Annotated in this window: 17 protein-coding genes; 9 read left to right on the forward strand and 8 right to left on the reverse strand. The window is 68.2% G+C overall.

Annotation, left to right across the window (positions count from 1 at the left end; all coding sequences use genetic code 11):
• Nucleotides 1-53: 53 nt before the first annotated feature.
• The 6 genes from dapA to D3H34_RS10215 all read right to left on the reverse strand — a co-directional run bounded on the left by dapA (nucleotide 54) and on the right by D3H34_RS10215 (nucleotide 5546).
• The gene (dapA, locus tag D3H34_RS10195; RefSeq protein WP_370869904.1) at nucleotides 54-950 is read right to left on the reverse strand and encodes a 4-hydroxy-tetrahydrodipicolinate synthase; all 897 of its coding nucleotides are present in this window, start codon (nucleotides 948-950) and stop codon (nucleotides 54-56) included.
• Nucleotides 951-1021: 71 nt separating this feature from the next.
• A complete protein-coding gene (locus D3H34_RS10200) occupies nucleotides 1022-1594 on the reverse strand; it encodes a class I SAM-dependent methyltransferase (protein ID WP_119553338.1) in 573 nt (190 codons plus the stop codon).
• 25 nt (nucleotides 1595-1619) lie between these two features.
• On the reverse strand, nucleotides 1620-1760 hold the full coding sequence (locus tag D3H34_RS34220) for a hypothetical protein (protein ID WP_167481167.1): 141 nt from the start codon (nucleotides 1758-1760) through the stop codon (nucleotides 1620-1622).
• A 28-nt stretch (nucleotides 1761-1788) separates the two neighbouring features.
• Complete coding sequence (locus tag D3H34_RS10205; protein WP_119553339.1) at nucleotides 1789-3015, reverse strand: MFS transporter; 1227 nt, start codon at nucleotides 3013-3015, stop codon at nucleotides 1789-1791.
• A 133-nt stretch (nucleotides 3016-3148) separates the two neighbouring features.
• Nucleotides 3149-4345 (reverse strand): MFS transporter, encoded by a 1197-nt coding sequence (locus D3H34_RS10210; RefSeq protein ID WP_286185598.1) that lies wholly within the window; start codon nucleotides 4343-4345, stop codon nucleotides 3149-3151.
• On the reverse strand, nucleotides 4338-5546 hold the full coding sequence (locus tag D3H34_RS10215; protein ID WP_119553341.1) for a serine hydrolase domain-containing protein: 1209 nt from the start codon (nucleotides 5544-5546) through the stop codon (nucleotides 4338-4340). Before D3H34_RS10215 ends, D3H34_RS10210 begins: the two co-directional genes overlap by 8 nt.
• Before the next feature lie 89 nt (nucleotides 5547-5635).
• Here D3H34_RS10215 and D3H34_RS10220 point away from each other — a divergent pair, with 89 nt between their 5' ends.
• The 5 genes from D3H34_RS10220 to D3H34_RS10240 all read left to right on the forward strand — a co-directional run bounded on the left by D3H34_RS10220 (nucleotide 5636) and on the right by D3H34_RS10240 (nucleotide 12262).
• The gene (locus D3H34_RS10220; protein ID WP_119553342.1) at nucleotides 5636-6547 is read left to right on the forward strand and encodes a LysR family transcriptional regulator; all 912 of its coding nucleotides are present in this window, start codon (nucleotides 5636-5638) and stop codon (nucleotides 6545-6547) included.
• Nucleotides 6548-6621: 74 nt separating this feature from the next.
• Nucleotides 6622-8610: a DNA topoisomerase IV subunit B gene (locus D3H34_RS10225; protein ID WP_119553343.1), complete on the forward strand. Its 1989-nt coding sequence runs from the start codon at nucleotides 6622-6624 to the stop codon at nucleotides 8608-8610.
• Nucleotides 8611-8648: 38 nt separating this feature from the next.
• A complete protein-coding gene (locus D3H34_RS10230) occupies nucleotides 8649-9581 on the forward strand; it encodes a lytic transglycosylase domain-containing protein (RefSeq protein WP_119553344.1) in 933 nt (310 codons plus the stop codon).
• Nucleotides 9582-9671: 90 nt separating this feature from the next.
• A complete protein-coding gene (parC, locus tag D3H34_RS10235) occupies nucleotides 9672-12068 on the forward strand; it encodes a DNA topoisomerase IV subunit A (RefSeq protein ID WP_119553345.1) in 2397 nt (798 codons plus the stop codon).
• Nucleotides 12068-12262 (forward strand): hypothetical protein, encoded by a 195-nt coding sequence (locus D3H34_RS10240; protein WP_286185601.1) that lies wholly within the window; start codon nucleotides 12068-12070, stop codon nucleotides 12260-12262. The genes parC and D3H34_RS10240 overlap by 1 nt, the downstream gene beginning before the upstream one ends.
• A gap of 79 nt (nucleotides 12263-12341) precedes the next feature.
• Here the strand turns inward: D3H34_RS10240 and D3H34_RS10245 are convergent, their stop codons facing one another.
• The gene (locus tag D3H34_RS10245; RefSeq protein ID WP_119553346.1) at nucleotides 12342-13469 is read right to left on the reverse strand and encodes an MBL fold metallo-hydrolase; all 1128 of its coding nucleotides are present in this window, start codon (nucleotides 13467-13469) and stop codon (nucleotides 12342-12344) included.
• A gap of 154 nt (nucleotides 13470-13623) precedes the next feature.
• On the opposite strand from D3H34_RS10245, the gene D3H34_RS10250 reads away from it, so the two are divergent.
• Complete coding sequence (locus D3H34_RS10250; RefSeq protein WP_119553347.1) at nucleotides 13624-14160, forward strand: cysteine hydrolase family protein; 537 nt, start codon at nucleotides 13624-13626, stop codon at nucleotides 14158-14160.
• 39 nt (nucleotides 14161-14199) lie between these two features.
• On the opposite strand, the gene D3H34_RS10255 is transcribed toward D3H34_RS10250, so the two are convergent.
• The gene (locus D3H34_RS10255; protein ID WP_205736707.1) at nucleotides 14200-15909 is read right to left on the reverse strand and encodes a magnesium transporter CorA family protein; all 1710 of its coding nucleotides are present in this window, start codon (nucleotides 15907-15909) and stop codon (nucleotides 14200-14202) included.
• Nucleotides 15910-16044: 135 nt separating this feature from the next.
• On the opposite strand from D3H34_RS10255, the gene D3H34_RS10260 reads away from it, so the two are divergent.
• The 3 genes from D3H34_RS10260 to D3H34_RS10270 all read left to right on the forward strand — a co-directional run bounded on the left by D3H34_RS10260 (nucleotide 16045) and on the right by D3H34_RS10270 (nucleotide 18256).
• Nucleotides 16045-16716 carry an amino acid ABC transporter permease gene (locus tag D3H34_RS10260; RefSeq protein ID WP_119553349.1) on the forward strand — a complete coding sequence of 224 codons (672 nt, stop codon included), beginning with the start codon at nucleotides 16045-16047 and terminating at the stop codon, nucleotides 16714-16716.
• Between the two features lie 27 nt (nucleotides 16717-16743).
• Entirely contained in the window at nucleotides 16744-17397 is a 654-nt protein-coding gene (locus D3H34_RS10265; RefSeq protein WP_119553350.1) for an amino acid ABC transporter permease, read from the forward strand.
• Between the two features lie 61 nt (nucleotides 17398-17458).
• Complete coding sequence (locus D3H34_RS10270) at nucleotides 17459-18256, forward strand: transporter substrate-binding domain-containing protein (protein ID WP_119553351.1); 798 nt, start codon at nucleotides 17459-17461, stop codon at nucleotides 18254-18256.
• The last annotated feature ends 6 nt before the right edge of the window (nucleotides 18257-18262 follow it).

Below are 18262 nucleotides of genomic sequence, written 5' to 3' on the forward strand. Positions count from 1 at the left end.
GAGCAGGGGAAAGGCGGGCGGGAACCGGTGTGATCGGTGGGGAACGGGTTCGGTCAGTCCTTGAGCAGGCCGGTGGCGCGCAGGGCACCTTCGACCGCCGGACGGCTCGCTTCGCCCAATTCCGTGAGCGGCAGCCGCAGGGCGCCGCCGCACAGACCCAGGCGGGCCATGGCCCACTTGAGCGGGATCGGGTTGGGTTCGACGAACAGGTTGCGGTGCAGCGGCATCAGTTCGAACTGCAGCTGCATGGCGCGCTTCACGTCGCCGGCCAGCGCGGCCACGCACAGCTCGTGCATCTTGCGCGGCGCCACGTTGGCCGTGACGCTGATGTTGCCCTGGCCGCCGCACAGCATGAGTGCCACCGCCGTCGGATCGTCGCCTGAGTACACGGCAAAGTTCTTCGGCAGGTCGCGAATGAGCCACTGGGCGCGCTCGATGTTGCCGGTGGCTTCCTTGATGCCGATGATGCCGGGCACCTGCGCCAGCCGCAGCACGGTGTCGTGCGCCATATCGGCGACGGTGCGGCCGGGCACGTTGTACAGCACGACGGGCAGGTCGCCGACAGCTTCGGCGATGGCCTTGAAGTGCTGGTACTGGCCCTCTTGCGTGGGCTTGTTGTAGTAGGGAACGACCTGGAGTTGCGAGTCGGCGCCGACGCCTTTGGCGAACTTGGCGAGCTCGATGGCTTCCTTGGTCGAGTTCGCGCCGCAGCCGGCCATCACGGGCACGCGGCCCCGGGCCTGCTCGACGGATACGCGGATGATTTCGCAGTGCTCTTCCACATCGACCGTCGGCGATTCGCCGGTGGTGCCGACCACGCCAAGGCAGTCGGTGCCTTCGTCAATGTGCCAGTCGATGAGCCGCCGCAGGGCGGGGTAGTCGACACTGCCGTCGTCGTGCATCGGCGTGACGAGCGCGACGATGCTGCCTGTCAGTTGCTCCAAGGGAATCTCTTTGTCGGTGGACGAAAGCGGCCATTCTACTGACTCCGGCCGGGCCGGAGACAGTTGTGTCGGCGCGCTCAGCTGGCCTTCAGGAAGTGGCGGGGCGGGGCACCCGCGGCCGCTTCGCCGGGCCGCACGGCGGCGATGCGCTGGACGAAGCGCGCCGGCTCCGGCAGGAAACCATCTTCATAAGCCACGACCCGCAGGCTGGCGCAGGCCCCGAGCAGTTCGCCAGGCTGCAGCAGGAAATCGGGCCGCGAGGGCTTGCCGACGGACTCGTTGCCGGCCGCGAAGGTCTCGTACAGCAGCACGCCGCCGGGCGCCACCGCGGCCACGATCTCGGCCATGCGCGGGCGCCAGAGGTAGTTCGTGACGACCACCGCGCCGAAGCGCTGGGCCGCGAAGGGCCAGGGGCCCGACTCGATGTCGGCCGCCACGACCCGGCCGAAAGCGCCCGCGGCCTCGACGGCTTCGGGCGCGCGGTCGACGCCGGTCACTGCATGTCCGCGCCCGGCGAACCACTGCATGTGCCGCCCGGACCCGCAGGCCACGTCGAGGACGGTGGCGGCCGGCGCGAGCAGGTGCGACCAGCGCACGATCCATTCAGAAGGTGTCGCGGTCGCATGCACTGCGGCTGCTATATCTTTCATAGCGGTCGATCTTGGGGCGAGGTTGTCAGAAGCAGGACCACACCTGGTCGACCAGCGTGACCAGGAATGCCGGATGCACATACAGCGCGAACACGCCGCCCAGCGCCGCCAGCACGGCGGCGAGCCAGGCGGCCTGGGCCAGGTGGTTGCGTGTGGCGGGTGTCATGGCAATGGCTCCTTGAACAAGAGGACGGTCAGGCCGCCGCGCCGGCCGGCCGGACCGTGCGCGCAATGGCGCTTTCCTTGACTGGGAGGTTGATCAGCGCGGCGAACACGCCCAGCGCGATCGAGATGTACCAGACGATGCTGTAGCTGCCGCTGGTGTCGTACAGGTAGCCGCCCAGCCAGACGCCGAGGAACGAGCCCACCTGGTGGCTCAGGAACACGAAGCCGCTGAGCATCGACAGGTGCGCCACGCCGAAGATGCCCGCCACGATCGCGTTGGTGGCCGGCACGGTCGACAGCCACAGGAAGCCCATCGCCGCCGAGAAGATGTACACGCTGAGCGGCGAGATCGGCACGACCAGGAAGAGGGCGATCGACACTGCCCGCGCGAAGTAGATCGCCGCAAGGATCTTGCGCTTGGCCAGCTTCTGCCCCAACAGGCCGACCGTGTAGGTGCCGAACACGTTGAACAGGCCGATCAGCGCCAGCGCATAGCCCGCCACGTCGGCCGACAGGCTCTTGTCGCGCAGGTAGGTCGGCATGTGGATGCCGATGAACGCCAGCTGGAAGCCGCAGACGAAGTAGCCCGCCATGAGCAGCCCGAAGCTCGGGTAGCGGAAGGCCTCGCCCACCGCCTGCATCACCGACTGGTCGCGATGGCCGGCCAGCGCGGCCGTTTTCGGTTCACGCAGGCCAAAGGCCAGCGGGATGATCACGAGCACCACCACCGCCAGCATCGCCAGCGCGCTCTGCCAGCCGAAGGCGCCGATCAGGCGGCCTTCGATGGGCGCCATGAGGAACTGGCCGAACGAACCGGCCGCAGCCGCCACGCCCATGGCCCACGAGCGCCGCTCGGCCGGGATCTGGCGGCCGATCACGCCGTAGATCACGGCGTAGGTCGAGCCCGCCTGCGCCGCGCCGATCAGCACGCCCGCGCTCAGCGTGAACAACAGCGGTGTCGGCGAATGCGCCATGCCGAACAGGCCCAGCGCGTAGAAGACCGAGCCGCCGATCAGCACGCGGAACGCGCCGAAGCGGTCGGCCAGCATGCCCGCGAACACGCCGAAGATGCCCCAGGACAGGTTCTGCACCGCGAGCGCGAACGAGAAGGTCTGCCGGCTCCAGTCCTGTGCCTGCGTGATGGGCTGCAGCCAGAGGCCGAATCCGTGGCGGATGCCCATCGAGAGCGTGACGATCATGGCGCCGCAGAACAGCACCTGCTTGATCGAAAGGGTGGGAGCGGGGGAGGCTTGCATCCTTCGAATGTAGCGACATGCATGCTGCGGCAGGTGTCGCGGTGGCTAAAGCCATTGATGATTTGTGAGCGCGGTTTCGATGCGCGTACGGCATCAAAGAGGGAAGGCAGGCTGCGCCCGCCTTCCTTCCTTGTCAGCGCGCCGCAGCAGCCGCCGCGCCGCGCACGCCCGGAAAGCCGTGCTCGCAGGCCCGCCACGCCAGCACCAGCCCCGGCACCAGCAGCGCGAGCAGTGCCCAGGGCAGGCTGGCCGCGCCGCCGCCTTGCAGCAGCAGGCCGCCCGCCAGGCCACCGCCGGCGATGGCAAGGTTCCAGGTCGTCACCACCATCGACTGCGCCACGTCCGCCGCGTCGCCGGCCGCCTGGGCCGAGGCCGTTTGGAACAGCGTCGCCGCGCCGCCGAAGGCCAGGCCCCAGACCGCGACCGCGAGGTACACGCCCGCCGCCGACCCGCCTGCTGCGGCGAGCATCAGCGCCGCCAGCGCGAAGGCCGTGGTGCCAGCCAGCACGAGCATGCGCAGCCAGCGGTCGATCAGCACGCCCGTGAGCCAGATGCCGCCCAGCGAGGCCGCGCCGAAGACCAGCAGCACCCGCCCGACCTGCGTGCCGAGCCCGGCGTGCGCCAGGAAGGGCGCGATATAGGTATAGAGGATGTTGTGCGCCAGCACGAAGGCGAACATCACGGCCAGCACCGGCCGCACGCCCGGCAGCAGGAACACGCGGCGCACGCTTTGCTGGCGCCCGGCGTCCTGGCCCGGGAAGTCGGGCACCCGCCAGCGCACCCAGCCGAGCAGCAGCACCGACAGCGCCGACATGATCAGGAAGGCCGGACGCCAGCCTACGCTCGCGCCCAGCAGCGTGCCCGCCGGAATGCCCAGCGACAGTGCCAGCGGCGCGCCCAGCATCGCGACCGCGATGGCCCGGCCCTGCTGCGACGGCGCCACCATGCGCGCCGCATGCCCGGCCAGCAGCGCCCACAGCAGGCCGGCGAATACGCCGGCGAAGAAGCGCGCGACCAGCGTCAGCGTGTAGTCGTGCGACAGCGCCGTGACCGTGTTGACCACCGCGAAGCCGCCGATCGCGCCCATCAGCAGCGGCCGGCGCCGCCAGCCACGCGTGAAGGCCACGAGCGGAATCGCTGCCACCAGCGAGCCGATCGCGTACACAGTGACCAGCTGGCCGACCAGCGCGGGCGCCACGCCCAGATCGGCGCCGATCTGCGGCAGAAGGCCGGCCGGCATCGCCTCGGTGAGGATGGTGATGAAGCCGCCGGCCGCCAGTGCCAGCAGGCCCGAGAGGGGCAGGGGGGAGGAAGACGTCGTGTCACGCATAGACCGCATCCCTCAGTTCGGTGACGAAGCGGCCCGACATGCCTTCGTAGAGCGTGTTCGTGAAGGCCACCACGCTGAGCTCGCGCGCCCGGTCGACGAACCAGGCGTGTCCGTAGGCGCCGCCCCAGCGCCAGGTGCCGGGCGATTCCGGCGTCTGCGTGGGCTGCGGGTCGTGCAGCACCGAGAAGCCCAGCCCGAAGCCCCAGCCTGGCGCGTCTGCCGGCCCCCAGGTGCCCGTGTGGTTGCGGCCCATCGCATCGACGGTGGCGGCGCCCAGCAGCGGGGCGCCGCCGGTGCGCAGCGTTTCGAGCAGGCGCAGGAAGTCGCCCGCGCTGCCGACCATGCCAGCGCCGGCCGAAGGCCAGGCATGGGTGTCGAACGCGCGCGCCGGATCGAAACGGATGCCGATGGCGCCTTCGAACGGCGTGACCACGACGGGGCCCTCCATGCGCCGCGGCGGCGTGGCGTCGGGGCCGTTCACGTAGGGTGTGGCGAGTCGCTGGTCATCCGGTGCGGCGGCGAAGCCCGTGTCGTGCATCTGCAATGGTGCGGTCACCAGCGTGCGCACGGCCTCGGGCAGCGGCAGGCCGCTGGCCGCCTCGACCACCGCGCCGAGCACGTCGATGGCCAGCGAATAGAGCCAGCCCGTGCCGGGCGGATACAGCAGTGGCACGCTGGTGAGGCGTTGCAGGTTGCCTGCCAGCGTCAGGTCGCCGTCGCGGTCCATGCCGTCCGACACGCCAGCGCGCGCATAGGGGCCATCGTCCGAGCTTTCGAGGAAGCGGTAGCCTAGCCCGGCCGTGTGGGTCAGCAGTTGCCGCAGCGTGATGACGGCTTCGGCGTCGCCACCACCCGCACTTTCAGGCAGGCGAGGGCGGAAGTCCGGCAGCCAGCGCGTCACCGGGTCGTCGAGACCCAGGCGGCCCTGGTCCACGAGCACCATCGCGGCGGTCGAGACGATGGGCTTGGAGACCGACGCCAGCCGGAACAGCGCGTCCTCGCGCATCGGCTGGCCGGCCTCGCGGTCGGCCAGACCGGCGGCGCGCCGGTGGACGAGGCGCCCGTTGTGGCTCACGAGCACCACGGCGCCCACCAGCCGCTGCTCGGCGAGCGCGCGGTCGATGGCGGCGTCGATGCGCGATGGATTCGGGCCCTGCCAGGCCGGGGAGAAATGGGGGGGAATGTCGGGGAGGAAGGTCATGCGGCCAACGATAGGAAGAAGCTGACTTCGGATAAAGACGGCTACAGTTCCGATCAATGCGGACATTGGCGTCCGAAATGGAGATTCCCATGGACAGCCTCAGCGGCTTCGCCGTCTTCGTTCAGGTCGCCGAGACCCGCAGCTTCGTGGCGGCCGGGCGCGCGCTCGGCGTGTCGGCTTCGGCGGTGGGCAAGCGCGTGGCGCGGCTCGAGGAGCGGTTGGGTGTGCGGCTGTTTCACCGCAGCACGCGCAGCATCACGCTCACCGCCGAGGGCGCGCTGTTCCTGGCGCGCAGCCGCCGCGTGCTGGCCGAGATCGAGGCGGCCGAGCAGGAGCTGTCGCAGGCCACCGGCACGCCGCGCGGGCGGCTGCGCGTGAGCCTGCCGCTGGTCAGCTCGCTGGTGTTGCCGGTGCTGGCCGACTTCATGGCCGCGTACCCGGCGATCGAGCTCGATCTCGACTTCAGCGACCGGCTCGTGGACGTCATCGAGGAAGGCTTCGATGCCGTGGTGCGCACCGGCGAGCCGGCAGATTCACGGCTGTCGTCGCGTCAGCTCGGCGAGTTCTCGCAGCTGCTCGTGGCTTCGCCCGCCTACCTGGCGCGCCACGGCACGCCTGCCTCGCCGACCGACCTGGCCCGGCACGCCTGCCTGCACTACCGTTACCCGGCGACGGGCAAGGTGGAGGTCTGGCCGCTGGCACCCGGCCCCGACGGCAGCGAGGCGCACCCGCCGGTCTCGATGATCTGCAACAACATCGAGACCCGCCTGTGCTTCGCCCTGCGCGGCCGGGGCATCGCCTGCCTGCCCGACTTCAGCGTGCGCGCCGCGCTGGCCGAGGGCGCGCTGGTGCCCGTGCTGGCCGACCACCTGCTGCGGCCCCGTACCATCGCGTTCCGCGTGCTGTGGCCTTCGGGGCGTCATCCGTCGCCCAAGCTGCGGGCGTTCATCGACTTCCTGGGCGCGCGGATGTTCGGTCCACCCGCAGAAATCAGTGCCTGATGTGCGAAAAGGCCGCGGCCGGTGCCTGTATGGGTATCCAGTCATTTCAACTCAATTGACTACAATTCGCGCCCATGGCGACTTCCCCCAAGACATCTTCAGACTCCGCTTCCGGCTATTCGGAAGGCTCCATCCGCGTGCTCAAGGGCCTCGAGCCCGTGAAGCAGCGCCCGGGCATGTACACCCGGACAGACAACCCCCTGCACATCATTCAGGAAGTGCTCGACAACGCGGCCGACGAGGCGCTGGCGGGCTACGGCAAGAAGATCAAGGTCACGCTGCACACCGACGGCTCGGTCAGCGTCGAGGACGACGGCCGGGGCATTCCGTTCGGCATGCACCCCGAAGAGAAGGCGCCCGTCGTCGAGCTGGTGTTCACCCGGCTGCATGCCGGCGGCAAGTTCGACAAGGGCTCGGGCGGCGCCTACAGCTTCTCGGGCGGCCTGCACGGCGTGGGCGTGTCGGTGACCAATGCGCTGTCCAAGCGCCTCGAAGTGACCTCGCACCGCGAAGGCTCGGCCGCCAAGCTGGCCTTCAGTGCCGGCGACGTGATCGAGCCGCTGGACATCCGTCCGCTCGAAGCCCGCGAACGCCGCCAGGGCACCACCGTGCGTGCCTGGCCCGACGCCAAGTACTTCGAGACCGCCGCGCTGCCGATGGGCGAACTCACCCACCTGCTGCGCAGCAAGGCCGTTCTGATGCCCGGCGTGAGCGTCACGCTGATGGTCGAGAAGACCGGGGAGACGCAGCAGTGGCTCTACAAGGGCGGCCTGAACGACTACCTGATGCAGACGCTCAACGGCGACCCGGTCATTCCGCTGTTCGAGGGCAGCGGCCATGCCGACAAGAACGCCGACAACTTCGCCGAGGGCGAGGGCGCCGACTGGTGCGTGGCCTTCACCGAAGACGGCCAGCCGGTGCGCGAGAGCTACGTCAACCTGATTCCCACCAGCGCCGGCGGCACGCATGAAAGCGGCCTGCGCGACGGTCTGTTCAACGCCGTCAAGAGCTTCATCGAGTTGCACTCGCTGCTGCCCAAGGGCGTGAAACTCTTGCCCGAAGACGTGTTCGCGCGTGCTTCGTACGTGCTCAGCGCCAAGGTGCTCGACCCCCAGTTCCAGGGCCAGATCAAGGAGCGCCTGAACTCGCGTGATGCCGTGCGCCTGGTGTCGAGCTTCGTGCGCCCCGCGCTGGAGCTGTGGCTCAACCAGCACGTCGACTATGGCAAGAAGCTGGCCGAACTGGCCATCAAGGCCGCGCAGACGCGCCAGCGCGCGGGCCAGAAGGTCGAGAAGCGCAAGGGTTCTGGCGTGGCCGTGCTGCCCGGCAAGCTGACCGACTGCGAGAGCAAGGACATCAGCCACAACGAAGTCTTCCTGGTCGAGGGCGACTCCGCCGGCGGCAGCGCCAAGATGGGCCGCGACAAGGAAAGCCAGGCCATCCTGCCGTTGCGCGGCAAGGTGCTCAACACCTGGGAAGTGGAGCGCGACCGCCTGTTCGCCAACACCGAAATCCACGACATCTCGGTGGCCGTGGGCGTCGATCCGCACGGTCCCAACGACTCGCCCGACCTGAGCGGCCTGCGCTACGGCAAGATCTGCATCCTGTCCGATGCCGACGTGGACGGTTCGCACATCCAGGTGCTGCTGCTCACGCTGTTCTTCCGGCACTTTCCGAAGCTCATCGAAGCCGGCCACGTGTATGTCGCAAAGCCGCCATTGTTCCGGGTCGATGCGCCTGCGCGCGGCAAGAAGCCGGCCTCCAAGGTCTATGCGCTGGACGAGGGCGAACTCACCGCCACGCTCGACAAGTTGCGCAAGGACGGCGTGCGCGAAGGCGCCTGGAGTATCAGCCGCTTCAAGGGCCTGGGCGAAATGAGCGCGGAACAATTGTGGGAAACGACGCTCAATCCGGACACCCGCCGGCTGATGCAGGTCCAATTGGGCCGGTTCGATTTCACGTCCACCCAGGGCGAGATCACCAAGCTGATGGGCAAGGGCGAAGCGGCAGCGCGGCGCGAGCTCATGGAACTGCGCGCCGACGACGTCGACATCGACGTCTGACCGTTCCCCTTTCTTTCCTTTTTCTTCTTCTCACACGCATGTCGGTTTTCAAGCGTTCGCTGTGGTTGGCCCTTCTGTTGTGCATGCAGCAGGGGCTCGCGCACGCCGCCGACATCTACGGCTACATCGACAGCAACGGCGTGGCGCACTTCGCGGCCGAGAAGGTCGACGAGCGCTACAAGCTCTTCTTCCAGGGCGGCCAGAGCTTCGACACTGCCAAGGGCCTGTCGCCACTGCGCGGCGGCATCAACCGCAGGCTAGACGGCAAGGTGTCGCCGGCCTCGCAGAACCTGCTGGCCATGTTCGAGGCCTCGCCCGGCTACAAGACTGCGAAGGCGGCGTTGCGCGATGCGTCGAGCAAGCACGCCATCGACTACGAACTGCTGCAGGCGCTGGTCGCCACCGAATCGGGCTTCGATGCCAAGGCCGTCTCGCCCAAGGGCGCGATGGGGCTCATGCAGCTCATGCCCGCCACCGCGCAGCGCTACGGCGTGGCGGCGGACAAGCGCGGCACGATCGAGAAGAAGCTGTTCGACCCGCACGTCAACATCGCCGCCGGCTCGCGCTACCTGCGCGACCTGATCGCGATGTTCCCGGGCCAGATCGAACTCGCGCTGGCCGCCTACAACGCGGGCGAGGGCGCGGTGCAACGCGCCGGCAACAAGATCCCGAACTACAAGGAAACGCAGAACTACGTGCAGACCGTGCTGCAGCTCTATGCCTACCTGAAGCCTTCCGCCGTGACGGTGGGCGGCAATCTTCGCAGCGGCAGTGGCAGCAGCGGCGGCAAGACGCCAGGGCGCGTGCGCATGGAGATGTCGGTGCCCAAGGGCGGTGCGATCGGCCGCGGCAACATGCCGTCCGAATTGCCGCGCAGCGCGCCGATGATGCCCGAGGTTCCCGAGTCGTCCGACGTGCCGACCAGCGCGGCCGAGCCGGGCGACGTTTCACCGCCGTCCCCGTTGTCCTGACGCCGGAGACCGCCACGCCCCCCGCTTTCATTTCGGGCTGAGCGCAAGACGCACGCAGCCCCACGCAACTGTTTTCTTTCTCTCTTCTCCATGGACGACTCCCAACCTCCGCTCGACCTTGCAGGCCCCACCGACGGCGACACGACCCTCACGCTGGCCGACTACGCGCAGACCGCCTACCTTGAATACGCCCTGAGCGTGGTCAAGGGCCGCGCGCTGCCCGATGTGTCCGACGGCCAGAAGCCGGTGCAGCGGCGCATCCTGTACTCGATGTCGCGCATGGGCCTGGGCTTCGGCGGCACCAACGGCACCGTCGGTGCCAAGCCCGTGAAGAGCGCGCGCGTGGTCGGTGACGTGCTCGGCCGCTTCCACCCGCACAGCGACCAGGCCGCGTACGACGCGCTGGTGCGCATGGCGCAAGACTTCTCGCAGCGCTATCCGCTGGTCGATGGTCAGGGCAACTTCGGCAGTCGCGATGGCGACGGCGCCGCGGCCATGCGCTACACCGAAGCGCGCCTGGCGCGCATCACCAGCCTGCTGCTCGACGAAATCGACGAAGGCACGGTCGACTTCATTCCCAACTACGACGGCAGCACCGAAGAGCCGCGCCTCCTGCCCGCGCGGCTGCCGTTCACGCTGCTCAACGGCGCCAGCGGCATCGCGGTCGGTCTTGCGACCGAGATCCCGAGCCACAACCTGCGCGAAATTGCCGACGCCTGCGTGGCGCTGATCAAGTCGAACGGCAAGCTCAGCGAAGAAGAACTCTTCGCCATCGTGCCCGGTCCCGACTACCCGGGCGGCGCGCAGATCATCAGCAGCGCCAGCGACATCGCCGACGCCTACCGCACCGGCCGCGGCTCGCTCAAGGTGCGCGCGCGCTGGAAGATCGAAGACCTCGCGCGCGGCCAGTGGCAGCTCGTGGTCAACGAACTGCCGCCGGGCGTGAGCACGCAGAAGGTGCTCGAAGAGATCGAGGAAATCACCAACCCGAAGGTCAAGGCCGGCAAGAAGGCATTGAGCGCCGAGCAGACGCAGCTCAAGGCCGCGATGCTGTCGGTGCTCGACGTGGTGCGCGACGAGTCGAGCAAGGACGCCGCCGTGCGCCTCGTGTTCGAACCCAAGACCTCGCGCATCAGCCAGGACGAGTTCATCACCACGCTGCTGGCGCAGACCTCGCTCGAAACCTCGTCGTCGATCAACCTCACGATGGTCGGCATCGACGGCAAGCCCACGCAGAAGTCGCTGCGCCAGATGCTCAACGAGTGGATCGCCTTCCGCGAGATCACCGTCGAGAAGCGCTCGCGCCATCGCCTGGGCAAGGTGCAGGACCGCATCCACATCCTCGAAGGCCGGCAGCTGGTGCTGCTGAACATCGACGAGGTGATCGCCATCATCCGCGCGGCGGAAGACCCGAAGGCCGCGCTCATTGCGCGCTTCAACCTCAGCGAACGGCAGGCCGAGGACATCCTTGAAATCCGGCTGCGCCAGCTGGCGCGCCTGGAAGCCATCAAGATCGAGCAGGAGCTGGCCTCGCTGCGCGACGAGCAGAAGAAGCTCGAAGACATCCTCTCCAGCCCGGCCACGCTGCGCCGCCTGCTGGTGAAGGAAATCGAAGCCGACGCCAAGACCTTCGAAGACGCACGCCGCACGCTCATCCAGGCCGAGAAGCGTGCCGTGGCCGAGGTGAAGGTGGTCGACGAGCCCGTCACCGTGATCGTGTCGCAGAAGGGCTGGGTGCGTGCACAGAAGGGCTGGACCAGCGAGAAGACCGCAGGCAATGGTGGTGCTGCGCCCGAGTACAGCTTCAAGTCGGGCGACACGCTCTATGGCGCCTTCGAATGCCGCAGCGTCGACACGCTGCTGGTCTTCGGCTCGTCCAAGGACAAGAGCGTGCGCGTCTACACCGTGCCCGTGGCGTCGCTGCCCGGCGCGCGCGGCGACGGCCAACCGGTCACCACGCTCATCGAGCTGGATGCCGGCACGCACGTCACGCACTTCTTCGCGGGCCCGGTGGGTGCCAGCCTGCTGCTGGCCAACACGGGCGGCTACGGCTTCATCTGCACCATCGAGAACATGATGTCGCGCCAGCGCGGCGGCAAGGCCTTCATCGACGTGGGCGAGGGCGAGCAGCTGTGCCGTCCGTCGCTGGTCGGCGGCGCGAGCGGCGCCGAGCCGATGCCGGCCGCCACGCACGTGGCCTGCGCGTCGACCGGCGGCCGCATCCTGACCTTCGACATCACCGAACTCAAGAGCCTGCCCAAGGGCGGTCGCGGCCTGACGCTGATCGACCTGGAGCCCAAGGACACCCTGGCCGGCGCCGCTGCCTATACGCGCAGCGTGCGCATCGACGGCATCGGCCGCGGCGGCAAGGAGCGCGACGAGACGCTGGAAATCCGCACCCTCAACAACGCACGCGGCACCCGCGCGCGCAAGGGCAAGGCGGCCGACCTGGGCTTCAAGCCCGCGAGCATCGTGCGGGTGCTCTGATGCTGGGCGGCATCGACATCAGCGCCCTGGGCATCCTGCTGGCCGTCGTCACGGGCTTCGGCAGCTACATCCTGGGGCGCCGCATGCGCGCCAAGCGCGCGCAGAAGCGGCATGAGAAGAACCAGGCTGCGGCGCGGGCCGGGGAGACGCGCCAGGTGCGGCGCGCGCGCGAACGGCGCGAACAGGGCAAGTAAGGCCGGCGACCCAACTGCCTGGCTGTCCGCTGAGCGGCGATCTGTGTGATCGCCGCCTCACCGCGGCACAGAGGTCACCTTACTTCAGCCCGCTCCACCACCGCACGTTGGTGCGCGCCTGCCCCACCGTCAGCACCTCGCCGATCACCGGTGTGGCCAGCTCGATCTTCTTGGCTTCGGCGAGGTTCGCGATGCGGTCCAGCGGGTCGTGCCAGGTGTGGAAGGCGAGGTCGAAGGTGCTGTTGTGCACCGAATAGAGCACCTTGCCGCGCAGGTCCTCGAAGGCCTTCACGCTCTGCTCGGGCGTCATGTGCACGGCGGGCCAGTAGGCGTCGTAGGCGCCGTTCTCCATCAGCGCGAGGTCGAAGCCGCCGAAGCGTTCGCCGATCTGCTTGAAGCCCGGGAAGTAGCCCGAGTCGCCGCTGTAGAAGATGCGCTGATCGCCGCTTTGCACCACCCACGAGGCCCACAGTGTGCGGTCGCGGTCGTTCATCGTGATCGCGCGGCCCGAGAAATGCTGCGCCGGTGTGGCGGTGAGCTTCACCCCCGCGTGCTCGCCGCCCTGCCACCAGTCGAGCTCGGTCACTCGCTCGGCGGGCACGCCCATCTCGACGAGACGGGCGCCCACGCCCAGCGGCACGAAGTAGCGCTGCACGCGCTGGGCGAGGTATTCGATGGTGGAGACGTCCAGGTGGTCGTAGTGGTCGTGCGAGAGGATCACGGCCTCGATCGGCGGCAGTTGCTCCAGCTGGATCGGCGGCTTGTGAAAGCGCTTCGGACCCACCCAGGTGAAGGGCGAGACGCGTTCGCTGAACACGGGATCGATGAGCCAGTACTTGCCCCTGAGCTTCAGCAGGTGCGACGAATGGCCCAGGCGCACCACATGGTTGGCGTCGGCCGCGAGCGCGTCGAGCGCCTGGGGCGTCAGGGCGCGCACCGGAATGGGGTCGACCGGCACCGTGTCGACCTTGCTGCCGACGATGAAGCGCGACCAGATGCGCCAGGCGCTGGCCGAGGGTTGCAGCTCGGGGTTGGCCATGTTCTGGAACACGCCGCCCTTGAATTGGGGTGAGTTGTCGTAGCGCGTTTCCCCGCCGCCGGCGCTGCTGCAGCCGGCGATGAACGCGCAGCCGGCCGTGGCGAGCACGGCGCTGCGGCGCAGCAGTCGAGGGAGATAGGCGCCTTGCGAATCCGTGTCGTCAGCCATGAAGAAACCCTCTTGATGTGTGTTGGTCTTGAGGCGCGAGACTAGCGGGAGTTGGCCTTCCAATGGTTTCAGCGACAGAAACATTCGGCGGGCGGGGGCAATCGGTTGGCCAGCGGCATACTCCGGCGATCGACGCTTCCAGCCTTTCATCGCCATGAAAACTGCCATCCTCGTCATCGACATGCAGCGCGGCCTTTGCGACGATCCGCCCCGCCCGTACGAGGCCGAAGCGGTCGTGGGGCGCATCAACGCGCTCACGGCGCGCGCCCGTGCGGCCGGAGTGCCGGTGGCGTTTGTCCAGCACGAGAACGCCGTCGATCTGGAATTCGATTCCGAAAGATGGCAATTGGCCGATGCCTTGCAGGTGACGCCGGCCGACGCCCGCCTGCGCAAGACCACGCCCGACTCGTTCCTGCGCACGCCGCTGGAAGCCTGGCTGTCGGGGCAGGGCGTGCGGCGCGTGGTGGTCTGCGGCTATTCGTCGGAGTTCTGCGTGGACACGACGGTGCGCCGCGCCGCCGCGCTGGGCTACGAGGTGGTGCTGGCGGCCGACGCCCACACCTCGCACGACAAGCCGCATGCCAAGGGCGCCTTCATCCGCGCGCACCACAACGCGACGCTGGCGGACATCACGAGCTTTGGCGTGCCGATTCGCGCGATCGACAGCGCGGACATCGTTTTCGATCGCTAGGGCGGCGCCCGGTGGCCTGAGCCGCCCTGAACAAGGCCTTCAGTCCGATCCCGCCCGCCAAACCCGCACCAGCGCCGCCATCTTCCCCCGGAAGCTCAGCCGGTCATTCGACAGTGCATCGATGAAGTCCGACAGCCGCTGCGACTTCACCATCGTGTAGATCGTGAGCCAGGTGGTCAGCACGAACACCACGCCGAACCAGATCGCCTTGCGCCACAGCGGCGCCTCGGCCTCGGCCAGCAGGTTCATGCCGAGGAAGCCGGTGGTCACGGTGCCGATGAGGCCGAAGAGCGTGACCACCGTGAGCCGCACGACAGTGCTGGCCTGGCGGCGCAGGCTGTCGGCGTCGAGGTAGGTGTTCATGTCGGCGATGCGCGCCTTGACCTCGTCGTACAGCGGATCGAGCCGCAGGTGCGTGGCGCACATGTGCGAGAGCGCGCGCACCTGCGCCTGCTCGGAAATCTCGTGGAACCAGTAGCGGTGCGTGAAGCGCAAGAAGCGCTCGAAGCTCGCGCGGATGGCGCGCTTGAACTGCTTCACGCTCGGCGTGCTGCGGATGTCGAGCTTCTTGAGCGCCTCCACCAGTTGGTCCGAGAACATCAGCAGCGAGGCCTTCTGGAAGTGCGCGATGAGGAACAGCAGGAAGTGCTGGTGTCTGAACTGCGCGAGCACGCCCCGGTCGCGGCAGCAGAAGAACTCGGAGCGCGCGTCGCCGACCACGATGAGCGCATGGCCGTTGCACAGGTAGCGCGTGTTGGGCGCCGCGCCCGCGTTCACCCAGAAGCGGTCGTAGCAGTACTTGTGCTCGAAGTCGGCCAGGTGATGTTCGGCGTAGGGCAGGTGGGCATCGGCGCCGCCCGCGCCCGTGACGAGCGCCAGCCGCACGAAGTCGTCTCGCGTCAGGCGGCGCGGATCGTCCAGTGACAGGTAGGCCATCACCGGCATACGGTAGTACTCGATCTGGCGGTAGCGCAGCACGCCGGGGTCGTCCGAATGGTCGCTCACCAGCGGCTGCATCAGGTAGGCCCAGTGCGCGGCGATGCGCGGCGCGCGGTGCTGCGCCACGTGCGAGAGGAAGGCGTCGCGCTGCTGTGCGTCGGAGGCGGCGAGCACGCGGCCTTCGACGTCGAGCCACTCGACGCTGGTCATGCAATGCAGCGCGGCACCGTCGGGCTCCCAGCCCGAGGGATAGGCGCGGCCGAAGCGGTAGAGGAGGTCCTGCGCCTGCGCGAGGCTCAGGTGGTCGGTGCCGACCTCGAGGTTGAGCAGCACCACGTCGATGTCGAAGAAGAAGTACAGGTCGCAGTGAATCACGTCGAGCGTGATGGGCGCCTCGCCGGGTCGCGCCACCAGCCGCACGGAGGCGATGTCGCGGCGGCGGAACACGCGCATCGGCGAATCGCCGTCGTTGCCCGCGGCCGTGCCGTGTGCCTGTTCCCTCGAGCGGCCTTCGCCGTACAGGAAGCGCTGCACGTACGGCAGGAAGCTCACGAACTCGTTGTAGTGCCGCTCGTGGAAGCGGCCGCTGTCGCCGGTGTATTCGTCGACCTCCTCGCGCCAGGGCGAGGCCTCGCCCATGTCGCGCAGCACGTGCCACGGACCGTGGTGCGAGGGCGCCGCGCCGGGCGCCGGCACGAGGCGTAAAGGCCAGAGCAGCGCCTGCCGGAAATGCTGCACGACGGGGCCGGTGGCCGGGGTGCCTGCCGGGGAAGAAGTGAGGTCCGCGGGGTCCGCATGGGGGTTCGGCATCGCGCCAGTGTAGGCAGGCGGGTGGGGCAAAACGCCCACCTAGGGGAATCCCTAGCTTGGTCTGAAACCGGTTTCATATAAGCTGCAAGCATTCCTTTCAAGGTCCGTGCAGGGCCCTGCCACGCACGCTCCGCCATGAACTACCAGTTCCAATTCGACGCCGTCTTTGCCGCCTGGCCGCTGCTGCTCAAGGGCACGTGGATCACGGTGCAGCTCTCGCTCACCGCCACCCTGCTGGGGCTGGTGGTGGCCATCTTCTGCGCCTGGGGCAAGACCTCGGGGCCGGGCTGGCTGCGCTTCATCGTCAATGCCTACATCGAGGTGATTCGCAACACGCCGTTCCTCGTGCAGCTGTTTTTCTTCTTCTTCGCGCTGCCGGCCATCGGCCTGCGCTGGTCGCCGCAGACGGCCGCGCTGGTGGCGATGGTGGTGAACCTCGGCGCCTACGCCACCGAGATCATCCGCGCGGGCATCGAGTCGATTCCGAAGGGGCAGATCGAGGCGGGCCGCGCGCTCAACCTGAAGTCGTGGGAGATCTTCCGCTTCGTCATCATCAAGCCCGCGCTCAAGGCGATCTACCCCGCGCTCACGAGCCAGTTCATCTTGCTGATGCTGAGCTCGGCCGTGGTCTCGGTCATCTCGGCCGACGACCTGACCTCGGTGGCCGCCAACCTGCAGTCGCAGACCTTCCGCAGCTTCGAGATCTACATCGTGGTCGCGGCCATCTACCTGGCGCTGGCGCTTGCCTTCTCGGCCATGTTCAAGCTGATCTACAAGCGCACGCTCAACTACCCGGACCGCCGGTAACTGACGACGACGGACGGAGCACACACCATGCGCACTTTCGGTTTTCCCGAATTCCTTTTCATCCTCGAAGCGGCCAAGTGGACGCTGGCGCTGTCGGCCATCGCCTTCGTGGGCGGCGCCATCCTGGGGCTCATCATTGCGCTGATGCGCACGTCGGAGTCCGGCTGGGCGCGCGGCATCTCGACGACCTTCATCCAGATCTTCCAGGGCACGCCGCTGCTGCTGCAGCTGTTCCTGGTGTTCTTCGGCGCGCCGGTGCTGGGGCTGGACATCAACCCGTGGGTGGCCGCGGGCGTGGCGCTCATTCTGAACAGCGCGGCTTTCCTGGGCGAGATCTGGCGCGGCTGCATCCAGGCCATTCCGCGCGGCCAGTGGGAGGCGGCGCAGGCGCTCAACCTCAACTACGCGGCGCGCATGCGCGACGTGGTGCTGCCGCAGGCCTTCAAGATCGCGCTGGCGCCCACGGTGGGCTATCTGGTGCAGATCATCAAGGGCACGTCGCTGGCGGCCATCATCGGCTTCGTCGAGGTCACGCGCGCCGGGCAGATCGTCAACAACGCCACCTTCCAGCCGCTGATCGTGTTCTCGGTCGTGGCTGCCATCTACTTCGTGATCTGCTGGCCGCTGTCGCTGCTCGCGGCACGCATGGAGCGCAAGCGCGCCCTGGCGCTCGCCCGCTGATCCCGTTCCTTTCGCTTTCGCTTTTCTCGTCGCTTCCTTTCTTTTTCAGGAGACACATCCCATGACCCGTTCCACCACCCGCCGCGTCGCGCTCGCCGCCCTGGGCCTCGGCGCCGCCCTGACCGTGTTCGCTCCCTTCGCATCGGCACAGAGCATGGCCGACATCAAGAAGAAGGGCGAGATCACCATCGGCATGCTGGTCGACTTCCCGCCCTACGGCACGACCGACGCGAAGAACCAGCCCGACGGCTACGACGCCGACGTGGCCAAGCTGCTGGCCAAGGACTGGGGCGTGAAGGCCAACATCGTGCCGGTCACCGGCCCGAACCGCATTCCCTTCCTGCTGACCAACAAGGTCGACCTGCTGGTGGCCTCGCTGGCCGTCACGCCCGAGCGCGCCAAGCAGGTGCAGTTCTCGCAGCCCTACGCGGCCGCGACCATCGTGCTGTACGGCGCCACCAAGACCTCGATCAAGGCCGCTGGCGACCTGAAGGGCCTGCGCGTGGGCGTGGCCCGCGCTTCGACGCAGGACGTGGCCGTGACCAAGGCCGCACCGGAAGGCACCGAGATCCGCCGCTTCGACGACGACGCCTCGGCCATGCAGGCGCTGATCTCGGGCCAGGTCGACGCCATCGGCTGCTCCGTGACCGTGGCCGCGCAGATCGCCAAGCGTGTGCCGGCCAACACCTTCGAAAACAAGTTCACGCTGGTGCAGCAGTCAATGGGCATCGCGATGCGTCCGGGCCAGGAAGAGCTGACCAAGGCCGTGAACGCCTTCGTGCAGAAGAACACCGCCAACGGCGAGCTGAACAAGCTCTACCAGAAGTGGCTGCAGGCTGACCTGCCCAAGATGCAGTGAGCTCCC

Source organism: Acidovorax cavernicola (assembly GCF_003581445.1).

Coding starts and splice junctions, on each gene's coding strand:
- D3H34_RS10200 (WP_119553338.1), bottom strand. CDS start 1,594: ATGAAAGATATAGCAGCCGCAGTGCATGCGACCGCGACACCTTCTGAA.
- D3H34_RS34220 (WP_167481167.1), bottom strand. CDS start 1,760: ATGACACCCGCCACACGCAACCACCTGGCCCAGGCCGCCTGGCTCGCC.
- D3H34_RS10205 (WP_119553339.1), bottom strand. CDS start 3,015: ATGCAAGCCTCCCCCGCTCCCACCCTTTCGATCAAGCAGGTGCTGTTC.
- D3H34_RS10210 (WP_286185598.1), bottom strand. CDS start 4,345: ATGCGTGACACGACGTCTTCCTCCCCCCTGCCCCTCTCGGGCCTGCTG.
- D3H34_RS10215 (WP_119553341.1), bottom strand. CDS start 5,546: ATGACCTTCCTCCCCGACATTCCCCCCCATTTCTCCCCGGCCTGGCAG.
- D3H34_RS10220 (WP_119553342.1), top strand. CDS start 5,636: ATGGACAGCCTCAGCGGCTTCGCCGTCTTCGTTCAGGTCGCCGAGACC.
- D3H34_RS10225 (WP_119553343.1), top strand. CDS start 6,622: ATGGCGACTTCCCCCAAGACATCTTCAGACTCCGCTTCCGGCTATTCG.
- D3H34_RS10230 (WP_119553344.1), top strand. CDS start 8,649: ATGTCGGTTTTCAAGCGTTCGCTGTGGTTGGCCCTTCTGTTGTGCATG.
- parC (WP_119553345.1), top strand. CDS start 9,672: ATGGACGACTCCCAACCTCCGCTCGACCTTGCAGGCCCCACCGACGGC.
- D3H34_RS10240 (WP_286185601.1), top strand. CDS start 12,068: ATGCTGGGCGGCATCGACATCAGCGCCCTGGGCATCCTGCTGGCCGTC.
- D3H34_RS10245 (WP_119553346.1), bottom strand. CDS start 13,469: ATGGCTGACGACACGGATTCGCAAGGCGCCTATCTCCCTCGACTGCTG.
- D3H34_RS10250 (WP_119553347.1), top strand. CDS start 13,624: ATGAAAACTGCCATCCTCGTCATCGACATGCAGCGCGGCCTTTGCGAC.
- D3H34_RS10255 (WP_205736707.1), bottom strand. CDS start 15,909: ATGCCGAACCCCCATGCGGACCCCGCGGACCTCACTTCTTCCCCGGCA.
- D3H34_RS10260 (WP_119553349.1), top strand. CDS start 16,045: ATGAACTACCAGTTCCAATTCGACGCCGTCTTTGCCGCCTGGCCGCTG.
- D3H34_RS10265 (WP_119553350.1), top strand. CDS start 16,744: ATGCGCACTTTCGGTTTTCCCGAATTCCTTTTCATCCTCGAAGCGGCC.
- D3H34_RS10270 (WP_119553351.1), top strand. CDS start 17,459: ATGACCCGTTCCACCACCCGCCGCGTCGCGCTCGCCGCCCTGGGCCTC.